The organism is Trinickia symbiotica, assembly GCF_003028655.1.
In the GTDB taxonomy this organism is placed as follows: domain Bacteria; phylum Pseudomonadota; class Gammaproteobacteria; order Burkholderiales; family Burkholderiaceae; genus Trinickia; species Trinickia symbiotica_A.
This window is the reverse complement of record NZ_PYUC01000022.1, coordinates 18,747-38,265: the sequence shown is the minus strand read 5'-3', so window position 1 is coordinate 38,265 and position 19,519 is coordinate 18,747. Positions and strand designations below refer to the sequence as shown.

Genomic DNA, 19,519 nt, shown 5'->3' with positions numbered 1-19,519 from the left:
CATGATGAAACGTAACTTGTTTGCCGAGCTGAAGGAAGGCCTCGACGAACTCAAGGCCGCGCATGAGGGAAAAGCGACGCTTCGAACGGTTAGCGTCGAGATTCCGGACCGGGTCGAGGTAACCGCGGAAGAAATCCGGACTGTACGAGAGGGTATCAAGGCGTCTCAAGCCGTCATGGCCCGCCGCCTGCGGGTGAATGAGCGCACATATCAAAACTGGGAACAAGGTCGAGCCAAACCGAACGCGCAGGCCGCCGTACTGATCAAGTTGGTCGAGAAGCACCCGGAACTGATGCAGATGCTCGAAACCCTCTAGGCTCACGTCCGCCCGCCCAGCGCGGGCTCGCTCACATTGTCGGGGAAGTCCTCATCCCCACCCCGCTTTCCGCTCGGCTGCCTATTGACACAGGGCATCGATCCGGGCCGCCGCCATGCCGAACTCGACGACGCGCGCTTCGAGAATATCCCCGGTTGACTTGCCCCTAGCGGGACACAGGCGCATGCGCCACGAAAGACGCCTAGATCGAACCGGTTCCTATCCCCATCGATATCGATACCAGTCGCTGCGCTAGATAAATCTCGCCGTTGTTGACAAGCATAAAACCTCGCCGAATTGCAAATTAACATCAAACTTTAGGACTAAAAGAAGTGCCGTCCGTTGTCTTCTTATTTTTGAGATAAACGTCGCGAGCCAGACTGTTGTTCGTCACTTCCCCATCGGCTAGAATCGGTCGCCCGAGGAGGCGGCGATGGGGGCGTATCCCGCGATGTTCGTCGTCGGTCGTACGCAAGGCGCATAGGGGCGCCGACGGAAGCCGGATCAGCAATTTATCGAATCCACGGTGCGGATGGTTTGGCATTCATCCGTTATCGACAATTCCAAGAAAATTCTCATATCAATTACAGGTATTTGAATGCCCGATCGTCGTTATCGAATCCTCGCGGAGATCGATTGAATCAAAAAGACAATGCAGAGAGGGCCGATTTGCATGAATTCCCGGAAGATCCTATTGTTGTCCCGCCCCAAACATCGCATCAACGTGGCGATGCTGGACGATCATCCGATCGTCGCGCTGGGCGTGGCAACCTTTCTGCACGGATTTGCCGACTTCGACGTCACCGCGACTGTCACTGCCGCCGAGGATTTGATGACCGAGCTCGCAAGCAAGTCATACGACGTCGCGATCGTCGATTACTACCTGCCGGACGATCGGGTCGACGGCGCCGCGTTCGTCAGGCGTCTGCGCACGGCTTTCCCGTCTCTGTCGATCGTGGTGCTTTCCGCCGCGCGCGCGGTCGATGCGGAATGCATCTGTCATCGCGCCGGCGCCAATGCATTTCTCGAGAAAGCCACGCCGTTGCCCTTGATCGCCGAGGCAATTCGCAATACGGTCGCCTGGCCGCGCAAATTCTTCGCCGTGCGTGATGGGGAAGTCGTCCCCCTCGTGCCGATTCCACGCGAAGACACGCTGTCCTCGGCCGAACTCGAGATTCTGCGCTACATCGCCGAGGGGTTCTCGGTATCCCAGACCGCGCAACGTCTGCGAAGAAGCAGGAAGACCGTCAGCACGCACAAGCGAAGCGCGATGCGCAAGCTGCAGGTCGCCGACGACCTCGGACTTGCGCTGTATCTCAGGGAAAAGTTTCGCAGTTGAGTCCGCCGATGCTGCTACGCCTTCTAGCCGCGATCGCCTTCGCCGCCAGCCTTGGCGCGACGGCCGGTGCCGGCACCGCGATCAGCGCGACCCGCACCGAGATCCCCAATGCGCGAGTGTCCGCTGATTCGGCGGCAGCGACCGCACTCGGCAACGGAGTCGGGACCGCTGACTTCTCGAACGTCCTGCGCGTCGGCACCTACACCGGCGATGAAAGTCTCCTCGACCACGTCGACCGCTCCGGCGTACGGCACGGCTTCGCGGCCAGTGCGCTGCATGCGATCGCCGATCCTCACGGCGTCATCATTGTTTATCGCCGTTTCCCCTCGATCGGCGCGGCGTTGGCTGCACTGGACGCCGGCCGCATCGACATCTTGCCCGCACGGTGCACGGTTGCGGTCGAAGACAGGCGCTATTGGGTCTCCGATCCTTATGCGTTGCCGCGGGCCGGCGCAGTCGTCAGGCGCGAGCGTGCGAAGCCTCGCGCATTCGACGACCTGGCGGGGCTGCGGGTGGCGATAGAGCAGGGGGAAAATGGCCGCTTTGTGAAGCCGTGGCTGCCTGGCTCCGAGATCGTCGAGGCCGACGATCTAAGAAGCGGCGTGCGGATGGTGGCGCGCGGGAGCGTCGACGCGTTCGTCGGCATTCATGAAGCAAACGTGGCAATTGTTCAAACACGGGCTCTTCACGCGCTCGAATCGATACCGTTGCGGCTCGCCGTGCCGCTCTGCTTCATCGCGCATCGAGAAAATTTTGCCGCGGCTTCGTTCATCGCGCGCGGCCTTGCGCGGCTTTCTCCGGCGCAACGGCGAGAGATCGAACTGCAGCCGCTGCCGTCTTCGATCCCGGCGATGCGGGAGCGGACCTTTTCCCTGACCGACGAGGAGCGCGCCTGGGCAAGCGTTCACCCCGTCGTTCGTGTCGGTATGGAGCGGCTTCACCGCCCTTACGACTTTTTCGACGAAGAAGGCGAGTGGCAGGGGGTGGGCGCCGCGCTGCTGAAAGGACTGGCGCCGATTGCGCAAATCCGCTTCGAGCCGGTGCTCATCGGCGATGCGCAAACGTTGGCCGACGCGCTGCGCGAGGGGGTGATCGATCTGGCGGCGTCGTTTCCACTCGGCTCCGCGGCAAGCGAGCCGCGGGATCTCGTTTTGACGAGACCGTACGACAGCTTTCCGTGGTCTCTGGTCCGATTCGGCGAGGCGGCGGCGCCGCCGGCTCGCATCGCGGCCAACGCATGGCGTCTGCGACGGGTACTGCCCGGCGAGACCTGGGCCGACGCGGCGATCGTCCCGCGCGAGCGCGCCGTCGATGCGCTGGGCGCCGTACTTGCCGGCAATGCCGACGCGGCGCTCGTGAACACCATCGCGGCCGACGATCTGCGCGACCGCTACCCCTGTGGCCGCTTGAACACCGACGCCGCCATCGCCGGCGTCGAGCGGATCGGCTTCGCCGCGACTGCGAGCAATGCCGTGCTGACCGGCATGATCGACCGCTATCTGGCGTCTCATGCTCCGCGCGAGCTGGCGCGACTCGCGAGCCGTTCCCGCCACGTCTCGCTGCAAATCGGCTACGACAAAAGCATGGTGATTCTGCTTTCGGTTTGTGCCGCGGCAATCGGCGTCACGGTGCTTTCGACGCTGCTCATGGCCTATTGGCGCACGCGGGCGGCGCGCCATGCGGCCGACGCCGCGCGTCTCGACGCGATCGCATCGCGCGAGCGTGCCGAGACGGCCGATCGCGCGAAATCGGCATTCGTCGCGATGATGAGTCATGAGATTCGCACGCCGATGAATGGTGTCATCGGCGTGCTCGACTTGCTTGGAACCACGACGCTCTCGGCGCAGCAGCGGCGCCATATCGAGACCGCGCAGCGCGCGGGCCGATTGATGCTGCGCGTGATCGACGACACGCTCGACTACCTGAAGCTGGAGCAGGGTGCGGTCTCGCTCGACGCATCGCCGTTCGACATCCTCGGCCTCGTCGGCGCGGCGGTCGAGCTTCATGCGCCGCTTGCCGATCGTAAGCGCTTGCCTGTCTATCTGGCCGCGATGCCTCATTTCGACCGATACGTGATCGGCGACGAGGCGCGGCTCAATCAAGTCGTCACGAATCTGCTGAGCAATGCGATCCGCTTTACGGACGACGGTCACGTGCTCGTAGAGATGCGGCACCGGCTCGAACGCGGGCGCAGCCAGCTCGAGCTGGTCGTGGCCGATACTGGGCGGGGCATTGCCGAGCATTATCGATCGCGGCTTTTCACGCCGTTTACGCAGCAGGACAGTTCGACGACGCGCCGCTATGGCGGTACAGGACTGGGGCTCTCCATCGTCAAGCGGCTCGTCGACGCGATGGGCGGCACGATCGACGTCGCGAGCGCCGTCGGAGTCGGCACGCGCATTGGCGTGCGCTTGCCGATGGAGTGGGGCGAAACGGTTCGCCGTTGGCCGAACCTCTCGCCGATGCGCGCGCGCGTCGCTGTGCCGGTACCGGCGATGGCGGCGTCGATCCGCGCGATGCTCGCAAAGATGGCTGTGTTGCAAGTGCGTGGGGAGTCCGCGGGGTGCGATGTCGAGATAGCCCTCGAGCGGGCCGGAGCGATCGAAGTCAGCGCACCGGGGCGCCTCCCGCGGCGCGTCCGGTCCATCGACGAATTCGTCGATGCCATGGAGCGAGTCGATCCGCATCGTTCAAATTTCGCCGACGTGCCGATCCCGCCTGCCGCCTTCGACGACATTGGCTTGCCAAGCGTGCCGTACGGCGGCGGCGACCTCGGCGTCGGTGCGGCGCTCGTCGTTGAAGACAACGAGATGAACCGCGACATCATCGTGCGTCAGCTCGCCTTGCTCGGCGTATCGGCGAGCAAGGCGTCCGACGGCATGGCTGGATACGCCTCATGGGAGCGGCTGCGCCCCACGTTCGTGCTTCTCGATTGCCACATGCCGGGCATGGACGGTTACGAGTTGGCACGACGCATCCGGGCTCGCGAAGCCGGCGAGCGGTGTCGGGGCCATGCCGTTGCCCGCACGGCGATCGTCGCGATCAGCGCGAATGCAACGATCGAAGACCGGGACGCATGCCGCGCGGCCGGGATGGATGAATATCTGACGAAGCCGATCACGCTTGAAAAGCTCGTCGGCCTATTCGAGAAGTGGAAGGAGGCAAATGACGATGCCGCCAAACCGAATTGACCAGGCTCCGCACGCCGCGATTCGCTTCGATCTGTCCGAGCTTCTCCCGCTATACGAGCGCGCGGACTTGCGAGCCTTGATCGTCCGTGCGCTCGCCGAATTCGACGACACCAAGCGCGTTTTCGACACACACCTTGCCGCCGGAGCGTACGCAAACGCGGCTAGCGCGTTGCATCGCATGAAGGGCACGGCGTCTTTCTTTCGTGGCGCCGAGGAGGCGATCGCGGTGCTGCATGACGCTGAGCGCGCATTGAGATTTTGTGATGCCAATGTGCTGCCATCCATCTTGCCGCGAGCGCGCTCAATTCTTGCAGCCCTGTCCGCTGCGTTGGCCGGGGCGCTCGCCCATCTCGATGGCCCCTGGCCCTCCGAGGCGAGGCGTTGAACGTCGAGTACAGCTCGGCGGCACCGGAACATCGAAACACGCCATTCAGGACGTAATCTCGTCCGGATTTGACATCCGCCTCGCATCGACCGCACGGATTTGAAGCACTGTTGCGGCTCCGATTCGATCCGCCCAGGCGGGTGTCAACAAGGAGAGTGAGTCATGCACATTGCGATCACGGGAGCGTCCGCGTCGGGATTGACGTCGAACGCGAATTGGGTGGAAGTCGATCAGGACACGACCGAGGGAGAACCCGCCGTCGAGCGCTCCGATGTCGGCGGCGTGCCTGCCGAGCGCCACCAATGGGCCGAGCGCGCGATAGCGGACAGGCTGCGCCGCTCGATCGCGGCGCAGACCGCGACCGAACCGGTCCGCGTCGCCGTCCCGCCCGGCGACGCAACCCCGGCTTCACGCGCGCGAAGCGACGCCCTGCAACGGCAGACAATCGACTCGACGTTGCGCGAATGGATCGATCTCGAAAAGGCGGCACCCTATGCCGATAGTCCGAGCCAGCTGCTTCGCGCCGTTTCCGACCACGACCATCGACCGATATCGCCCGAGTTCGAGCTGAGCCTCGATCCTTCGCTGCTTGAGGACGAACGCGTCATGGACACTGCGGCCGTGCTCTACCATCAGCTGCGAAAAGGCGCCGATGCCGGCCAGGCCGAGTCCGCGGCGACAGTACCGCTTGCCACGTTGCGATCGGAGTTCGTCGCGGCGTTGCGCGATGACTACGCGAAGCGGCGCGCGCTCGCCGCGCTCGCCGCACCTCCCGGAAAGACCGGGCAGCAGACGCCGTTTTTCGACGGCTTCGCGATTCGTCACGCACGGCACAAGACCTTCGATGAGCTTGCGGCGCTGCCGAGCGTATCGGCCGACCCTGCGTTCGCCTCGCTGACTGTCGACGAGAAGCGGCGCCTTCTCGAAAAGAAGTTCACGCAGATGGGCGAAAGCACCGCTTACCCGATCGGTACGCCGGAGCATTCGCTCGCCACGGCGCTGCTTCGCCTGCAAAGCTTTCGCGGCAAGCCGTCCCCGATGCGATTCGAGAGCCCTGCGGCCTTGCTGAAGGCGTTTCAACAGGCGGAGCGGGATTGGGCCGCGGATCGCTCCTATCCCTATCATCCGCGGCTTCTGTATGCCGCCCATCTCGCCCGCACCGACGGGGTCGAACTGATGAGCCCCGGCAGCGACCAGCGGTCGCGCTTGGATGCGCTGATCGCGTATGGCAACGAACGATTGCTCGCGGTGTTCGGCGCCGCCCCGCGGTTCGCTCGCCGCGAGGCCGCGGCCGAGATCTTGCGCGGACACGGCCTGACCGACGACGAGATCGACGAGTCGCGCAACTATGTCATCCCGGGGGACAACCCGAATCTGACGAAGACTGCGTATGGCGACCGGATCGACGAGTTTCTCGATCGCGCTGACTGGAGCGGGCTCGTCGGATCGCGGATGAGGTTGGCCGCGGACGTCCAGATCGTGCCGCGCGACGAGCTGCAGCGTGCCGAAGAGCGGTTCAACGAAGGCCTCGCAACCGATGCGTGGGTCGTCGCGAGAGCTCGCGAGAACCTGTGGGCGAAAGACCTGCGCCCTACCGCCCAAGCGCTGGATGAGGAGGTGCGGCGGATCGCGAGCGGCCTGCAAGCCGAGACGGAAGCGCACCGTGCGTGGGTGAGGGGGGCGGAGACCTGGATCAACATGGTGCCCGTCGCAGGGCCGATCTATAACATCGAAGAGGGAGTGCGTCATCACGACGCGGCCCGTGCGGCGTTCGGGGTCCTCTTTCTCGGCATCGACCTGTTCGACTTGGGCATGGGGGCTGGCGGCGATGCCGCCGCATTGCGTCGCACGCATCCTGTCGTCCCGAAAATGAGGCATGTCGTATCGCGACTCGATACTTCGACGGTGGATGTCACGACCCATCCGCTCATGGTCGAGGCCGCGGCGGATCCCGTCGACATCGCTGTCGAGGACGGCGACATTCCCCTCGTTCATCGAAGCCTCGCGAAGCGTGTTCGCAACGGAAAACGACATGTCAAATGGCGCGACTACGACGTGGTTCATCTCGAGCATGAGAACCGCATCGTGCCGGTGACGATCGATGGCGACGCCTGTTTCGAAGTGGGATGGCGCTCGGGCCGTCGCCTGCCCACGCGCGCGCCGCTCGAACGCGATCCGCTGTCGGGCAAGCTGAGTCCGCGTAACGAACCAGTCGAGCGCGCGAGCGGCGACACAACCGCGATTCGTGGTGCCGATCCCGAAGCGCGACTGACGGTCAAGAGCGTCAAGGATCTCGTCAAAAGGGCGAATAGTCTGGAGCCTCGCGACTTCGACCGAGTTTTCGAATCGAACTTCGAATATCGATCGGCGGGCTCGCAGGCTTCGGCGTTCGACTTCAAAGCGTTTTGCCGCAAACTCTACGACAGGAGTCCCACGTTCAGACGACTCGTGAACCGCTTCGACGATGTGAACGGCCGCGCGAGCAACGACACGCGCAACCCTTTCAAAAAATGGGAGGTACGGGTCGGTGAGGTCGGCCCGCTCGGCTCGCCGACGAAGGCTTATACCGACTTCGAACATAAGCGGATCTACATGCCGAGGGACGAGACGCTCGAGACCATGGAGTACATGACGGCAAGCGGGCTTCGGCCGATGTCGCGGGAGCAGGTCTATCTGCATGAAACGATCCATGCGCTGACCGAAGCGCGCGATCCCGAGCGCATGCTCGACATGCTGAACCGGGGCCCGGTCGTCTATTTGACCGACAAGATCCTCAGCGAGGGCGGCTATGCATTCGCCGAGCAAGTCATGTATCGTCGGCAGAACTCGCTGCCCGGCATGGAGCCGCGCGAAACGATCGAATACCATCGCGACGCAGCCATGCATGCGGCGCATGAGGAGAACCGCTATCTCGATCCGTTGCTGGACGGCAAGCCGCGGTCGGTGCCCGCGGACAGTCTCGTCGAGGGTGTGCCGGTCAATTCGCGTGTGACCGTGCGCGGGGCGAGAGAAACGGTGCTCGAGGTCGCGGCGGGGGAGGACGATATCTTTTTCTTGATGGATGAATTCGAAACGAAGTTTGCGCGGAACTTCGGATTCTTTGCCGAAGCGAGCACCTCGGTCGAGGTAGCGGCCTCCGACGCCAAGACGGTGATCGACTTCTATCGGCGCCTTTACCACAAGAGTCCCACGTTCCGCCACTTGTTCGATCGGATGCCGGTCATCGATTCGGCGGCGGACGCGCCAGCGATCTGGCGAATCATGCTCGACAGCCATGCGCCCGCCGATACGATCGCGCAAGGAGCGTCGCGTCAACCCTTGTCCGCCGCCGCGAAGGAGATCTATGTGCGCGACGGCGAGATGCGGTATTTGAGCTCGCTCGGAGTGCGAGACGTGGAGTTCGAGCGCAAGCTGACGTACGACATGGTTCGCGCAATCGGCGGCTTCGACAGGTTGGCGCCCGGCGAGACATATACGAATCGCGGCGCGGCCGTCTATCTGACGGACGCGGTGCTGGCGGAAGCGGGTTTCCACTACCCGCGGCAGCTCTCGGCGGCGCTCGCGACCGCCGGCGACAGCGCTGCCGAGGCACGCTTGGCTGCCTATCAAACGTCGGCTGCGCGTAGTGCGGCGATCGAAGACAAATACCTGAATCGTGGCTGATTCCGGTCACCGTCGAACGATGCGGGCGCGCGTTCCCGCCTTCGAATGGGCCACACGCGTCTTCGAGCCGGCGAGCCGCTGGCTCGCTCGCATCGGCGAGCGCAGCGATGCCGTCGTCGCCGTTCTCGTTGCGCTGGTGATATTCATGATGGTGTTGCCGCTACCGACGCTCATCATCGATGCGCTGATCGCAGTCAATGTCACCGCGGCCGTGCTGCTGGTCGCTCTGGCGCTATACGTGCCGAGCGCGGTCGCGTTCTCGAGCTTTCCAGTCGTGCTGTTGTTCACCACGCTCTTTCGTCTTGGAATCGAGATCAGCACGAGTCGCTCGATCCTGCTCTCCGCGGACGCGGGCGCGATCGTCGAAACTTTCGGCCGGTTCGTCGCGGGCGACAACGTCGTCGTCGGCGCGATCGTCTTTCTCGTCGTTGCCGTCGTGCAGTTCCTCGTCATCACCAAAGGCGCGGAACGCGTGGCCGAAGTCGCCGCGCGTTTCTCGCTCGACTCGATGCCTGGTCGGCAGATGGCGATCGATGCCGATGTGCGGGCGGGATTCGCGAGACCCGAGACGGCGCAGCATCTGCGCGGCGAGCTCGCGCGGGAAAGCCGCATGCACGGCGCGATGGATGGCGCGATGAAGTTCGTCAAAGGCGATGCGCTCGCGGGATTCGTCATCGTCTTCGTGAATTTGACCGCCGGCGTCACGATCGGTGTCACGCAGAACGGCCTGGCTCTCGCCGACGCCCTGCAGCGCTACGCGATTCTGACGATCGGCAACGCGCTCGTCGCGCAAATACCGGCGCTATTGATTTCGATCGCCGCAGCCGTCTTGATTACGCGCGGCGGCGAGGACGCGGCGCGGTCTCGGACGGTGGGCGGCGAAATCGTCGAGCAGGTTCGAGCGGCCCCCGCGGCCTGGATCATCGCGGGCTGCATGGCCGCGCTGTTCGCCGTTGTGCCAGGAATGCCATGGCCGATGTTCGTTTCACTCGCGGCGGCGATGTTGCTCGAGGGGGCGGCACGGCTGCGACGCGACGCGGCCGCGCGCCGGCGCCTCGCCACTGCGTCCCACGCGGGGCTCGGGGCGGCGGGCGCGGGTTCGGCCGCGAGCTCGGGCGGCGCCGAAATGCCGATTCCCGACGAGTACGATGTGCGCGAGATCATCCCGATCCGCCAGATCGTCGTCTCTGTCTCGCCCGCGATCTTGCGCGACGAACGCTTTGCCGCGCTTGTCCGTGCGGCGCGCCGCACGCGCAATGAGATCGTGATGCGCTACGGCTTGACCGTGCCCCAGCTCGAGATCGAGGGCGTGGCTCGACTCGACGGCGATGCCTACGAAATCGCCATTCAGGAGGTCGTCGCGGCGCACGGGCGGCTACAGTGGGACTGCCTCTGCGTGTCGGAAAAGAGCCTCGACGAATCGCTTCGCGCTCACGCTGAGCTCCAGACCTACCCGCTCATCGAAGGCGCGGTGTGGATCGAGCGAGCACGGCTCGCCTCTCGAGACTCCGTCGCCGCTGAGGGCATCGGCGCCATCGAATATTTCTCGCGGCTCTTCGCGCAGCTTTTGCAACGTCACGCGGCGCAGTTCGTGGGCGTTCATGAGGCGCAGCTCTTGTTCGGTTGGCTTCAGCGCGAAATGCCGGCCGCCGCCAAGGAGCTCGCGCAGGCGCTGTCGCTGCCGCGTTTCGCCGAAGTGCTGCGGCTCCTCGTATCGGAGCGCGTTTCGTTGCGCAACGTGAAGGAGATCGTCGAAACACTCGTGAGTTGGGCCACTCGGGAAAAGGAATCGCCGATCTTGGCCGAGCATGTACGCCAGGCGCTTTCCGGTCAGATCTGCCAGGAATTCGCCGAGAACGGCTTGCTTTACGCGCTGCTTCTCGAACGCGATCTGGAGGACAAGCTGCGCGCTTCACTGCGGCAAACGGCGCAGGGAGCCGTCCTTGCCGTGGACCACGAGACGGTGGAGTCGCTGTCCATGCAGGCCAGGACGTTCGCGGCCTCGGCCGGCCGGCATCGCTCGGCTCCTGTCATCCTGACGGCGCAGGACCTGCGCCGCCCGCTCCGCCAACTGGTTCGTGATACTTGGTTCGATCTGCACGTGCTCAGCTATACGGAACTGACGGCGACGCAGCGAGTGCGCTCGATCGGCATGATCAGGGCGGGCAGCGACAAGTCGGCAACGGACGGATCACAACCTGCGTCGTGAGTCGGCCGCGGCATCGCCCTCAGACTGCGCCGCGATTGGAGCGCGGCGGATCGACCGTTGCAACTAGGTACTACACGCCGTCGTCGAAGAGCGCATCGTCGATTTCTACCGGATCGACAGCGCGCACGCCTAGCGATCGCATCTCGTCGGCAAGCCGATAGACGATTGCGATGGTTCGGTAGCAGTCGGGCGGGATCATCGAGTTCGTCGTGCCATGCTCGTAGAGATGGCGGGCAAGCTTTCTGAAGCGGAAGATGGGCACGTTCCGCGTTCCCGCGGCCTCGGCCATGCGCTCGGCTGCGGCGCCGGAGCCCTTCTCGACGATGACCGGGGCCGCCCGCTCGTCGCCTTCATAGTAGAGCAAGACCGCGAGATGCTCGGGATTCGTGACGAGTACACAGCCGGTCATCGTGTTGGCGTCGACGGGGTGCACCGCCGCTGCCGATTCGAGCCGCGACGCGCGTTGACGCGCGCGCACGAGCGGGTCGCCGGCAGTCTGCTTGAGCTCCTCTTTCGCTTCGTGATGCGACATGCTCAACCTGCGCAGGTAGTGACGCTTGGCGACGAGCGCACTGATGGCCGCCGGCGTGATCGATGCCGCGAGCAGCGTGCGCACCAGCGCGTGCAGCGTATCGACGCCTGCTCGCCAGGCGTGTTCGACCGATTGCCAGTCGAGCACCGCGAGGAAAAGCGGCATCCGATGGAAGAGAGCGGCATACCCGACGAGGCCGATCGCGAGCGCGGTGATAACGGAGAGCAGGACGTCGGTCAGATGCTTTGCCGAAAGCATCTGTTTGAAGTGCGTCAGCGGGTTCATGCGCTTTGATGAAGGCTTCAACGCTTTCGGGGCAAAGCGCAGGCCGCCGCCGCATATCCATGCCGCGACGATAGCGCCGATCACGGCGGAGCCGGCCACGACGGCAAGCGCGCTCACGAGGAGTCGCGCGCCGTTCGTCGCGGATCGCGCAACGGCGACGACGATGTGAGGCTCCTCGAGCGCGTTGAACGTTGAATGGATGATGTCCAACAACGCGCCGCAAGCGATGTCGAGCGAGGCGAACACCGCCTCGGTGGCAAACGCCATGGCAAACCACGCCGCGAGCGGCTCGCTGCGCGGTACATCCCCCTTGTCGCGAGCATCGCGCAGCCGCTTTTCGGTTGGCGGAAGAGGTTTTTCGCTCATTTCGAGCTGGCGTTTGGAGCGGTTCCAGCGATTGCGTCGGCGTGGCCCGCGACGACGTCATGCACGGCTTGTAGCGCCGTTGGCAGGCTCAACGCGACGAGCAGCAGCGCAGCGACGCTTTTGAACGGCAGCGCGGCCACGTACGCGGGAAAGCGCGGATTCGCGCGCGCGAGCAGTGCGAATGAGCCCTCGATGAGACCGAGCGCGAGCAAATAAGGCAGCGCGAGCGTCGCCGTGAAACCGACAAGGCCGCGCAAGAGCGGCTCGACCGTTTGCCATAGGTTGTCCGGGAGCGAGGGTAGAAGCTCGAGCGGCGGCCAGACGGCGAAGCTCGCATAGACCGCGCCGAGCAGAGAATGAAAGGCGCCCGCCTGCATCAGGTAGACACACGATGCACGCTGCAGTACGAGCGCGGTCGTCGACGCGTCGGGCGATGCCCCCGGGTCGAGCGCTTGAGGATTGGCGCCGCGCTGATAGTCGACATAGACGCCGACCGCTTCGATGGCCCATAGGGGGACCGCGAGCGTCGCCGCGATGACGAAACCGAGCGCAAGCTCTTTTCCCGCAAGGAGGGCGAGCACCACTGATGGCAGTGGCGCTGCTTGCAGCAGGGGCAGCATCGACGGAGCGACAGGCAGGGCGAGCGCTAGAGCGATGGCGCCGCGCGTGGACACCGACAACGCTTGCGGCGAGAAAGCGGGAACGAGTATCAGCGCCGGCACCCAGCGCGCGGCGGCGAGGCCGAGCGAGAGGACGTAGGGAAGAGCGACGGCCGCGAACTCGATCATCATGGCGAAACACCCGACGAGGCCACGAGCGCGAACGCCTGCTCGACGATGCCGAGCATTTCGTAGCCGATCGACCGGGCCGCGGCCGCGAGCCCCACGCAGACGACGATCAGCTTCACCGCGAACGGCAACGCCTGATCCTGGATCTGAAACGCGGTCAGCACGACCGAGGTCGCGATTGCCGCGCATGCGGCGCCGAGCACGAGCGCGAGCGAGACCTTGAACGCGAAGAGGAGCGCCTGCTCGAGAAGCGCGAGTGTCTCGGGCAAGGGCTCAACTCCGGTAAGAAATCGCGAGCGCGTGCAGCAGCTTGCCCCAGCCGTCGGCGACGACGAAGAGCAGCAGCTTGAGCGGCAGCGAAACCATGATCGGCGGCACCATTTGCATGCCCATCGCCAGTAACACGTTCGAGACGAGTAAATCGATGACGACAAAAGGCACGAAGAGGAGCAGGCCGATCTCGAATGCCGCCTGGAGCTCGGAGACGACGAAAGCCGGTACGAGGATGGTCCAGTCGTCGGCGCGCGCCGATGGTTTTGCCGAGGCAGGCGAGCCACGGCGCGCGATGTCGAGAAAGCGCTCGCGTTGCTCGGGCCGCGTATTGCGCAACATGAACTGGCGCAGAGGCTCCGCGACGGCGAGCGCATAGGCCACTTGCTCGCGGCCCGTCGATTGCGGTGCCCCGTCGCGCGCGATCGCGAAGGACGCCTCGAACGTCGGCGCCATGACGAACATCGTGACGGCGAGCGCGATCGCGTTGAGCGCCATCGTGGGCGGCGCTTGCTGCACGCCGAGCGCATGTCGAACGAGGATCAGCACGACCGATATCTTGAGAAAGGACGTCGTCGTGATCGCGATCAGCGGCAACAGCGATAGGACGCCCAACAGGACGAGCAGGCCGAGCGGATGCTGGTCGAATGTCATGGCGATTGCGGCCCGGAATCCACCCGCGGCCATTCGACGATTTCGACAGCGAGCCGGCCATCGAGATCGACGAGTTCTCCGTAGCCGAGCGGCACACCGTTCGCCTCGATGCGCACGCTCGGCGGCAAGCCACCTTCGAGACGCAGCAAGGTACCGGCGCGAATGGCCGCGACTTCGCCCATCGGCAATGACAATGCGCCGAGCGAAAACGACAGGCGCACCGGCAGAGCGGTCATGTCCGCGCCGGCGTCGGCTGGCGCTGTCTCGGCTTGGGGAGCGGAAGGGGAGGAGGTGTCTTCTGGCGACATTCGTTGAACCTCGAAGCAATGGCGGTCGTCGAGCCACCGGACTTCGGCAAGACGATCGAAGATGCGAATGTGACCGTTCCCCGCAACGTCGAATGCGCTGTCAGGCAGGACGATCACATCGGCGCGTCGCAGCTGCGAGAATCGCGCGGCGGGCAGCGTCAACTCGCCCGCGACGACGCGCGTGCGACTTGGAAGCGCGATCAGCCAGGCGGGCGGCAGCGTCGGCGCGGGGCGCCACGGCCCGTGTTCGATCAACGCGACGAGGGCGTCCGCGTGGATCAGGAGCCGCATCGCGAGGCGGATCGATTTTGTTTCGCAGCGCAGGTTCGCGACCATCGGCGCGTCCCGATGCATGCCGTGCGCGTCGCCTTCGAGGACGGGGTCGCCGAGGGCGGTGCATAGCGATTCAGGTAGCGACGCGACGGCATATCGGATGAATGCGGTGCGCGCGGACTGAGTGGGCGCGGTGTCGATGTCGATGCCCGTGAGGGCCAGCAACAGCGCACGATAGTCGAGCCAAATTGTCGGGCCGAAGCGCGTCGATACGGGCAGGCCCTGATCCGGCGCGGTGCACTGCGGCGAATCGGTGGACAAATGCCACTGCGTGATCGTGCCGTCTTCGAGCGCGAGCTCGGTCCAATACGTCCGCAGCAGGCGGCGCGCCGACCGCATTGCCGTATCGACGCGTCGAGGCGCGAGCCGCCGATAGCCGCTCGTCGTCATGATGAGGCTCCAATACGGAGTCGGCTTAGCGCCAATCGATATTTCTCGCGACGGCGCAGCAGCGGAGTCAGCCTTGCCCGCGCGTCTTCGAGCGTCCTGCACGCATCGTCATGCGCCGTCCGAGCGTCGGCGAGCTTCGCGCGAGCGGCATCTCTCATCCGCTCGAGGCTCGCGTAAGCGTCAGTGGCGCGATATAAATCGGCGCGCTGAAGGAAGTCGTACCGCGCACGCATGCCGCGTTCGATCTCGTGCCGCCGCTTGCTCGCTTCGTGCGCGGCTTGCTCGAATGCGGCGCGCGCCGCATCGAGTGAGGCGAGCGCGGCTGCTGACGCGCGCGCGGCCGCCGCCACGCTTTGGCGTGCTCGGATCAAGCGCGCCTCGTTGCGTGCACGCAGGGCTCGCCAGCAATGAATCTCAGCGACGGAGTGCGGCATCCAATCGCTCCAGTGTGTCGTTCCAGGAAGACGGACTGCCGAGGTCTTGTCGCAGAAATTCGATGAGGCGAGGATGCCGCGCTATGGCCTCGTCGTTTTGCTCGTCGTGGCCCGCCTCGTATTCGCCGAGCGCCAGCAGCAACTCGAGCTCGCGATAGCGCGCAAGCAGCGCTCGCAGACGTTCGGCATCGCGCCTTTGCGCATCGTCGACGACCGCGTTCATCGTGCGGCTCAGGCTCGCGAGAATGTCGATCGCGGGGAAATGACCCTTCGCCGCAAGCTCATGCGAGAGCACCAGATGTCCGTCGAGCAAGGACCGCGCTTCCTCGGCGATCGCGTCGGATGCCTCCGATTCGACGAGCACGGTGTAGATCGCCGTGATGGAACCGCTTGGCGTATTCCCCGCTCGTTCGACGAGACGCGGGAGCATCGAGTAGACGGAGGGCGGCAATGCTTGACGCCCGGGCGGCTCGCCGGCGGCGAGGCCGATTTCGCGTTGCGCGCGGGCGACGCGCGTCAGCGAATCGACGAGCAGCAGCACGTGCTTTCCCTCGGCGCGAAAGCCGTCGGCGATGGCCGTCGCGGTGAATGCGGCGCGGACCCGCTCCATCGGCGCACGATCGGCGCTCGCGCAGACGACGACGGAACGTGCGGCGAGCGCGGTATCGACTTCACGCTCGACGAATTCGTTGAGCTCGCGGCCGCGCTCGCCGACGAGCGCGAAGACGACGATATCGGCCTCGATCCCGCGCGCGAGCGCGCCGAGCAGCGTCGTCTTGCCGCACCCGGGGCCCGCGAACAGGCCGACCCGCTGGCCGCGTCCGAGCGTCAGCAGGGCATCGATCGCGCGGACACCCGTCGTCACGCGCTCGGCGATCAGGGGACGCGTGCTCGCCAGCGGCGCGTCGGCGAGGACGGGCACGCGCTTGCAAGGGCGTGCGCAGACCGACTCGACGCAGGGTTCGCCGAGCGGCCGCCCGAATCCGTCCAGCACGCGCCCGATGAGGTCCGCCCCGACGGCGACTTCATGCGGTTTGCGCAGCGAGTGTACGAGCGCATTCGCGGCGAGGCCGTCGGTCGACGAGAGCGGAGCGAGCTTAGCGTGCGAACCGTCGATCCCGACGACTTCCGCCAGCATTGGCTTGGCGCCGCCGCGTCGCGAACCGATCAGTTCGCAGAGATCCCCGATCCTGGCCCCGGGCATGCGTGCGACGATCAGCGTGGCACTTACGCGCTCCATGCGGCCGAACGCCTCGATCGCGCAGGCACTGTCGATGCGTCGGCGCGCGGACGCGGTCCACGCGGCGAGCCGCGGCTCGACGTCGTTCGCGGGAGCGAGATGCGAAACAGTGACCCCGAAGGGCGTCAGATCGCGTGTCACCATGACAGTTCGGCAGGATGAGGACCGGAGAAGACGATGCGGTGCAACTCGATTCGGTCGAGCGTGAATTGGCTCAGGACGTTGCCCGGCACGAGCACGTGCCCGTCGTCGGTCACGATGAACCCGTGAGCGCCGCCGCGCACGCTGAGCACGCCGAACGGCGGCGACGCGGCGTTTGCGGGTGCCGGATGGAGGATGGCCCGCACTTCGCGCACGGCGGCCCGCGACGCCGCGGCCTCGGCGTCCCGCCCGCCGGACCGACTGGCCGGTTGAGGCGCGACGGAGCCATTCGCGGCAGGCCCTGCGAGGAGGGTTACCAGCGCCGCCGCCGCGGCGAATGCGAAGAGCGCGGCGAGGCTCGCTAGCCGCGCGGCCGTTCGGCGTGGAGCCGCAGGACGATCGATCGAAATCGATAGCGCGGCATCGCTGCGCCAGGGATCGGTCTCGTCCGCGAATCCGACGAGCACGGGACCGACTTCTATCTGCATCCCGGCGCCGATCGCGGCGGCCGACTCATGGCTCTCGTCGAGACGGCGCAACGTCCATCCTTCGTCGGCTTGCCTGCGAAGCTCGATGCCATGCTCCGGCATGCCTGGGTCAGTCAGGACGATGTCGTTGGCGCTACCGCTGCCGAGGCGGATCGAGTCGCCATCGAGCGGCAAGGCGGCTCCGCGATGCAGGCCGCTGAGTATTCGAAGTTCGAGCATGGGTTCGGGGTTCGTCTCGTCGTGCTGGCGGTATTTGTGCTATCCGTGGTGTCCGTGGTGTTGGGGCGCGACTAGAGCGCGCTCGCACTGATGAAAATCGCGCGCTGCCGGTCGCGCGACGTCGCCACGGGGTAGCTCGTGAGGAGCCGCGGCGCGCCGCCGCCCTCGAGGGCGATGGCCGTTCTCAGCCGCACGCTTGTCGTGGTACTCCACTCCTGCCCGGGCAGGCCGGTCGGCTGTGCCATGAGGAGTCTCACGTCGACGGCAATGGCCGAAGGCCCCGGCGGCTGCGCCGGCAACGGGCGGGCGACCAGATCGAGCGCGTCGCCGCGATGACCCGCGCGGCCGCTGGCGTTGTCGTCGAATTCGCCGGCGGCGTCTCCCCCGCGCAACGGCGCGCCGCGATGCGACTCCTCGGCACCGAGAGCGAGCGTGACGTGTTGATTGGCGAAGCCGACAAGGGTCTGGCGATTGAGCACCTTGGCGCGTTGAGCCTCGAGCGCATGCGAGAGCTCCGCGTCGAAACCGGCTCGCAAGCGTTCGGTGTCGATTTCGTCCGCGTCGGCCCGGCGGTGCGCGGGGCCTTGCGCGAGTGAACGTAACGTCCCATCGTCGGTCTCGAGCACGAGCACTTCCATCGAGACCATTGGCATGGGCTGATCGAGCGCTTCGACGATGCGCTCGAGTGGGCCGCGCAACGCCGGATCGCCCCATACGATGACGGTGTTGCTGCGCTCGTCGCCGATCACGACGGCATCGGCTTCGCGCGCGGCCGTTGCGCGCGTCGCCGCGAGCCGCATCGACGGGGAGCGCGACGACGGCAGCGGCGGCAAAGCCGGCACGGGCGGCGAGATGCCGAACAAGTGGGCGAGCCCGTCGACGCTCGCGGACGCTGGCTGGCGGACACCGGGCGCGGCCGCCGGTTCGAGCGCCGGCACGAAAAAGGCCGGGGCGTCGTCGGCTGCGTCGCGAGCGACGAGCTGCCGGATGATCGACGCGGCGCCGGGTCTCGTTCTGTCGCCTGCATCGAGGCCGTCCGCGTCCGTCGCGGGCGCGTAGCGAAGCGGGAAGATCATCGGCTCGGCGCGCGACGCGGCCGCGCTCGGCGCGGATCGCACGGTGAGAAAGCGTTTCACGAGCGCGATGTATTCGCGAGGACCGGAGATCAGCACCGCGTCTTGCGCGGTTAGCGCACCCCAGCCGAAGCGTTCGTCGTAAAGCCCGACGGCCGCGAGCGCTGCCCGCGCCGCATCGGCCGAAATGCCGTGAAGCGGGATCCGCTCGACGATCGAATCGACGCGCGCGCTGACATGCAGCGTCCGGTTGGCGACGAACCAATCAAATCGGTGGGCGTTCGCGAGCTGTTCGAGAAAGTCGCGTCCGCTTTCTGCGCGAATCCAGCCGTCGAGACGGGCACCGTTCCATGATGGCGCGCGGCCGTTCGCCGCTGGCGCGACACGCAGTGAAAGACCGTGATCGCCGGCGAAGTGCCGCAATATCTCCAGCGGCGAGCGGTTCGTTGCCCGATAGGCATAGGGTGCGGACAGACCGGCGCTTGCGGTGCCGGCTGTATGCGTCGGTTCGGTCGCGCTTGCGGTCCCGGCCGTGACGCCGAATGGAGGGAGCAGCAAGACGGCGACAATGGCGGCGAGCCACCAGGCTGGCCAGCGCGGCAGGGAACGCGTCATGTCGTGCGCCAGCGCCATGGTCAGCGGATCTCGTTCAATACGCTGCGCAGCAGCGCGAACCGCATCTGCACGTCCGTCGTCGCGCTCCAGTTCGCGAGCGAGACGCCGCGCAACGCTTCGACGTAGCGCTGCCACTGCCGGACGTCGGTCGGCGACATCGAGTGGCGGACGCGATCGGCGTGCTGCATCGCGCGTAGGAGTTGAAGTTCGGTGAGATTCATGTCCATGGTGATCGACGAGAGCAAAAGAAGGTGAATGTGCGAGCGCGGCCGACCGAGCG

At 65.7% G+C, this 19,519-nt stretch carries 16 protein-coding genes; 6 read left to right on the top strand and 10 right to left on the bottom strand.

Translation table 11 applies throughout. The features are described 5' to 3' along the window. Positions 1-4 precede the first annotated feature (4 nt). The 6 genes from C9I57_RS29450 to sctV all read left to right on the top strand — a co-directional run bounded on the left by C9I57_RS29450 (position 5) and on the right by sctV (position 11,103). Positions 5-316, top strand: coding sequence for a helix-turn-helix domain-containing protein (locus C9I57_RS29450; protein ID WP_107154095.1), 312 nt, complete (start codon positions 5-7; stop codon positions 314-316). A gap of 697 nt (positions 317-1,013) precedes the next feature. Beyond that, on the top strand, positions 1,014-1,655 hold the full coding sequence (locus C9I57_RS29445; RefSeq protein ID WP_258187889.1) for a response regulator transcription factor: 642 nt from the start codon (positions 1,014-1,016) through the stop codon (positions 1,653-1,655). Positions 1,656-1,663: 8 nt separating this feature from the next. Then, positions 1,664-4,846 carry an ATP-binding protein gene (locus C9I57_RS29440; protein WP_107154066.1) on the top strand — a complete coding sequence of 1,061 codons (3,183 nt, stop codon included), beginning with the start codon at positions 1,664-1,666 and terminating at the stop codon, positions 4,844-4,846. Then, positions 4,821-5,231, top strand: a complete 411-nt coding sequence (locus C9I57_RS29435; protein ID WP_107154065.1) for a hypothetical protein — start codon at positions 4,821-4,823, stop codon at positions 5,229-5,231. Before C9I57_RS29440 ends, C9I57_RS29435 begins: the two co-directional genes overlap by 26 nt. Positions 5,232-5,393: 162 nt before the next feature. Beyond that, on the top strand, positions 5,394-8,894 hold the full coding sequence (locus C9I57_RS29430) for a hypothetical protein (RefSeq protein ID WP_107154064.1): 3,501 nt from the start codon (positions 5,394-5,396) through the stop codon (positions 8,892-8,894). Then, entirely contained in the window at positions 8,887-11,103 is a 2,217-nt protein-coding gene (gene sctV / locus C9I57_RS29425; protein WP_146166292.1) for a type III secretion system export apparatus subunit SctV, read from the top strand. The genes C9I57_RS29430 and sctV overlap by 8 nt, the downstream gene beginning before the upstream one ends. A gap of 70 nt (positions 11,104-11,173) precedes the next feature. On the opposite strand, the gene C9I57_RS29420 is transcribed toward sctV, so the two are convergent. The 10 genes from C9I57_RS29420 to C9I57_RS29375 form a co-directional block, all read right to left on the bottom strand. Beyond that, the gene (locus C9I57_RS29420) at positions 11,174-12,286 is read right to left on the bottom strand and encodes an EscU/YscU/HrcU family type III secretion system export apparatus switch protein (protein ID WP_107154062.1); all 1,113 of its coding nucleotides are present in this window, start codon (positions 12,284-12,286) and stop codon (positions 11,174-11,176) included. Beyond that, on the bottom strand, positions 12,283-13,077 hold the full coding sequence (locus C9I57_RS29415) for an EscT/YscT/HrcT family type III secretion system export apparatus protein (RefSeq protein ID WP_107154061.1): 795 nt from the start codon (positions 13,075-13,077) through the stop codon (positions 12,283-12,285). The genes C9I57_RS29420 and C9I57_RS29415 overlap by 4 nt, the downstream gene beginning before the upstream one ends. Beyond that, positions 13,074-13,343: a flagellar biosynthetic protein FliQ gene (locus C9I57_RS29410; RefSeq protein WP_107154060.1), complete on the bottom strand. Its 270-nt coding sequence runs from the start codon at positions 13,341-13,343 to the stop codon at positions 13,074-13,076. Before C9I57_RS29410 ends, C9I57_RS29415 begins: the two co-directional genes overlap by 4 nt. 4 nt (positions 13,344-13,347) lie before the next feature. Further along, complete coding sequence (gene sctR / locus C9I57_RS29405) at positions 13,348-13,998, bottom strand: type III secretion system export apparatus subunit SctR (protein ID WP_181321998.1); 651 nt, start codon at positions 13,996-13,998, stop codon at positions 13,348-13,350. Then, positions 13,995-15,029 carry a type III secretion system cytoplasmic ring protein SctQ gene (gene sctQ / locus C9I57_RS29400; RefSeq protein ID WP_107154058.1) on the bottom strand — a complete coding sequence of 345 codons (1,035 nt, stop codon included), beginning with the start codon at positions 15,027-15,029 and terminating at the stop codon, positions 13,995-13,997. Before sctQ ends, sctR begins: the two co-directional genes overlap by 4 nt. After that, positions 15,026-15,463, bottom strand: a complete 438-nt coding sequence (locus C9I57_RS29395; RefSeq protein WP_107154057.1) for a hypothetical protein — start codon at positions 15,461-15,463, stop codon at positions 15,026-15,028. The genes sctQ and C9I57_RS29395 overlap by 4 nt, the downstream gene beginning before the upstream one ends. After that, the gene (locus C9I57_RS29390) at positions 15,444-16,847 is read right to left on the bottom strand and encodes a FliI/YscN family ATPase (RefSeq protein WP_107154056.1); all 1,404 of its coding nucleotides are present in this window, start codon (positions 16,845-16,847) and stop codon (positions 15,444-15,446) included. The genes C9I57_RS29395 and C9I57_RS29390 overlap by 20 nt, the downstream gene beginning before the upstream one ends. Beyond that, positions 16,841-17,551: an FHA domain-containing protein gene (locus C9I57_RS29385; RefSeq protein WP_107154055.1), complete on the bottom strand. Its 711-nt coding sequence runs from the start codon at positions 17,549-17,551 to the stop codon at positions 16,841-16,843. The genes C9I57_RS29390 and C9I57_RS29385 overlap by 7 nt, the downstream gene beginning before the upstream one ends. Before the next feature lie 71 nt (positions 17,552-17,622). Beyond that, positions 17,623-19,239 carry a secretin N-terminal domain-containing protein gene (locus C9I57_RS29380; RefSeq protein ID WP_181321996.1) on the bottom strand — a complete coding sequence of 539 codons (1,617 nt, stop codon included), beginning with the start codon at positions 19,237-19,239 and terminating at the stop codon, positions 17,623-17,625. Between the two features lie 20 nt (positions 19,240-19,259). Beyond that, positions 19,260-19,460, bottom strand: coding sequence for a hypothetical protein (locus C9I57_RS29375; protein WP_146166291.1), 201 nt, complete (start codon positions 19,458-19,460; stop codon positions 19,260-19,262). Positions 19,461-19,519: the final 59 nt, after the last annotated feature.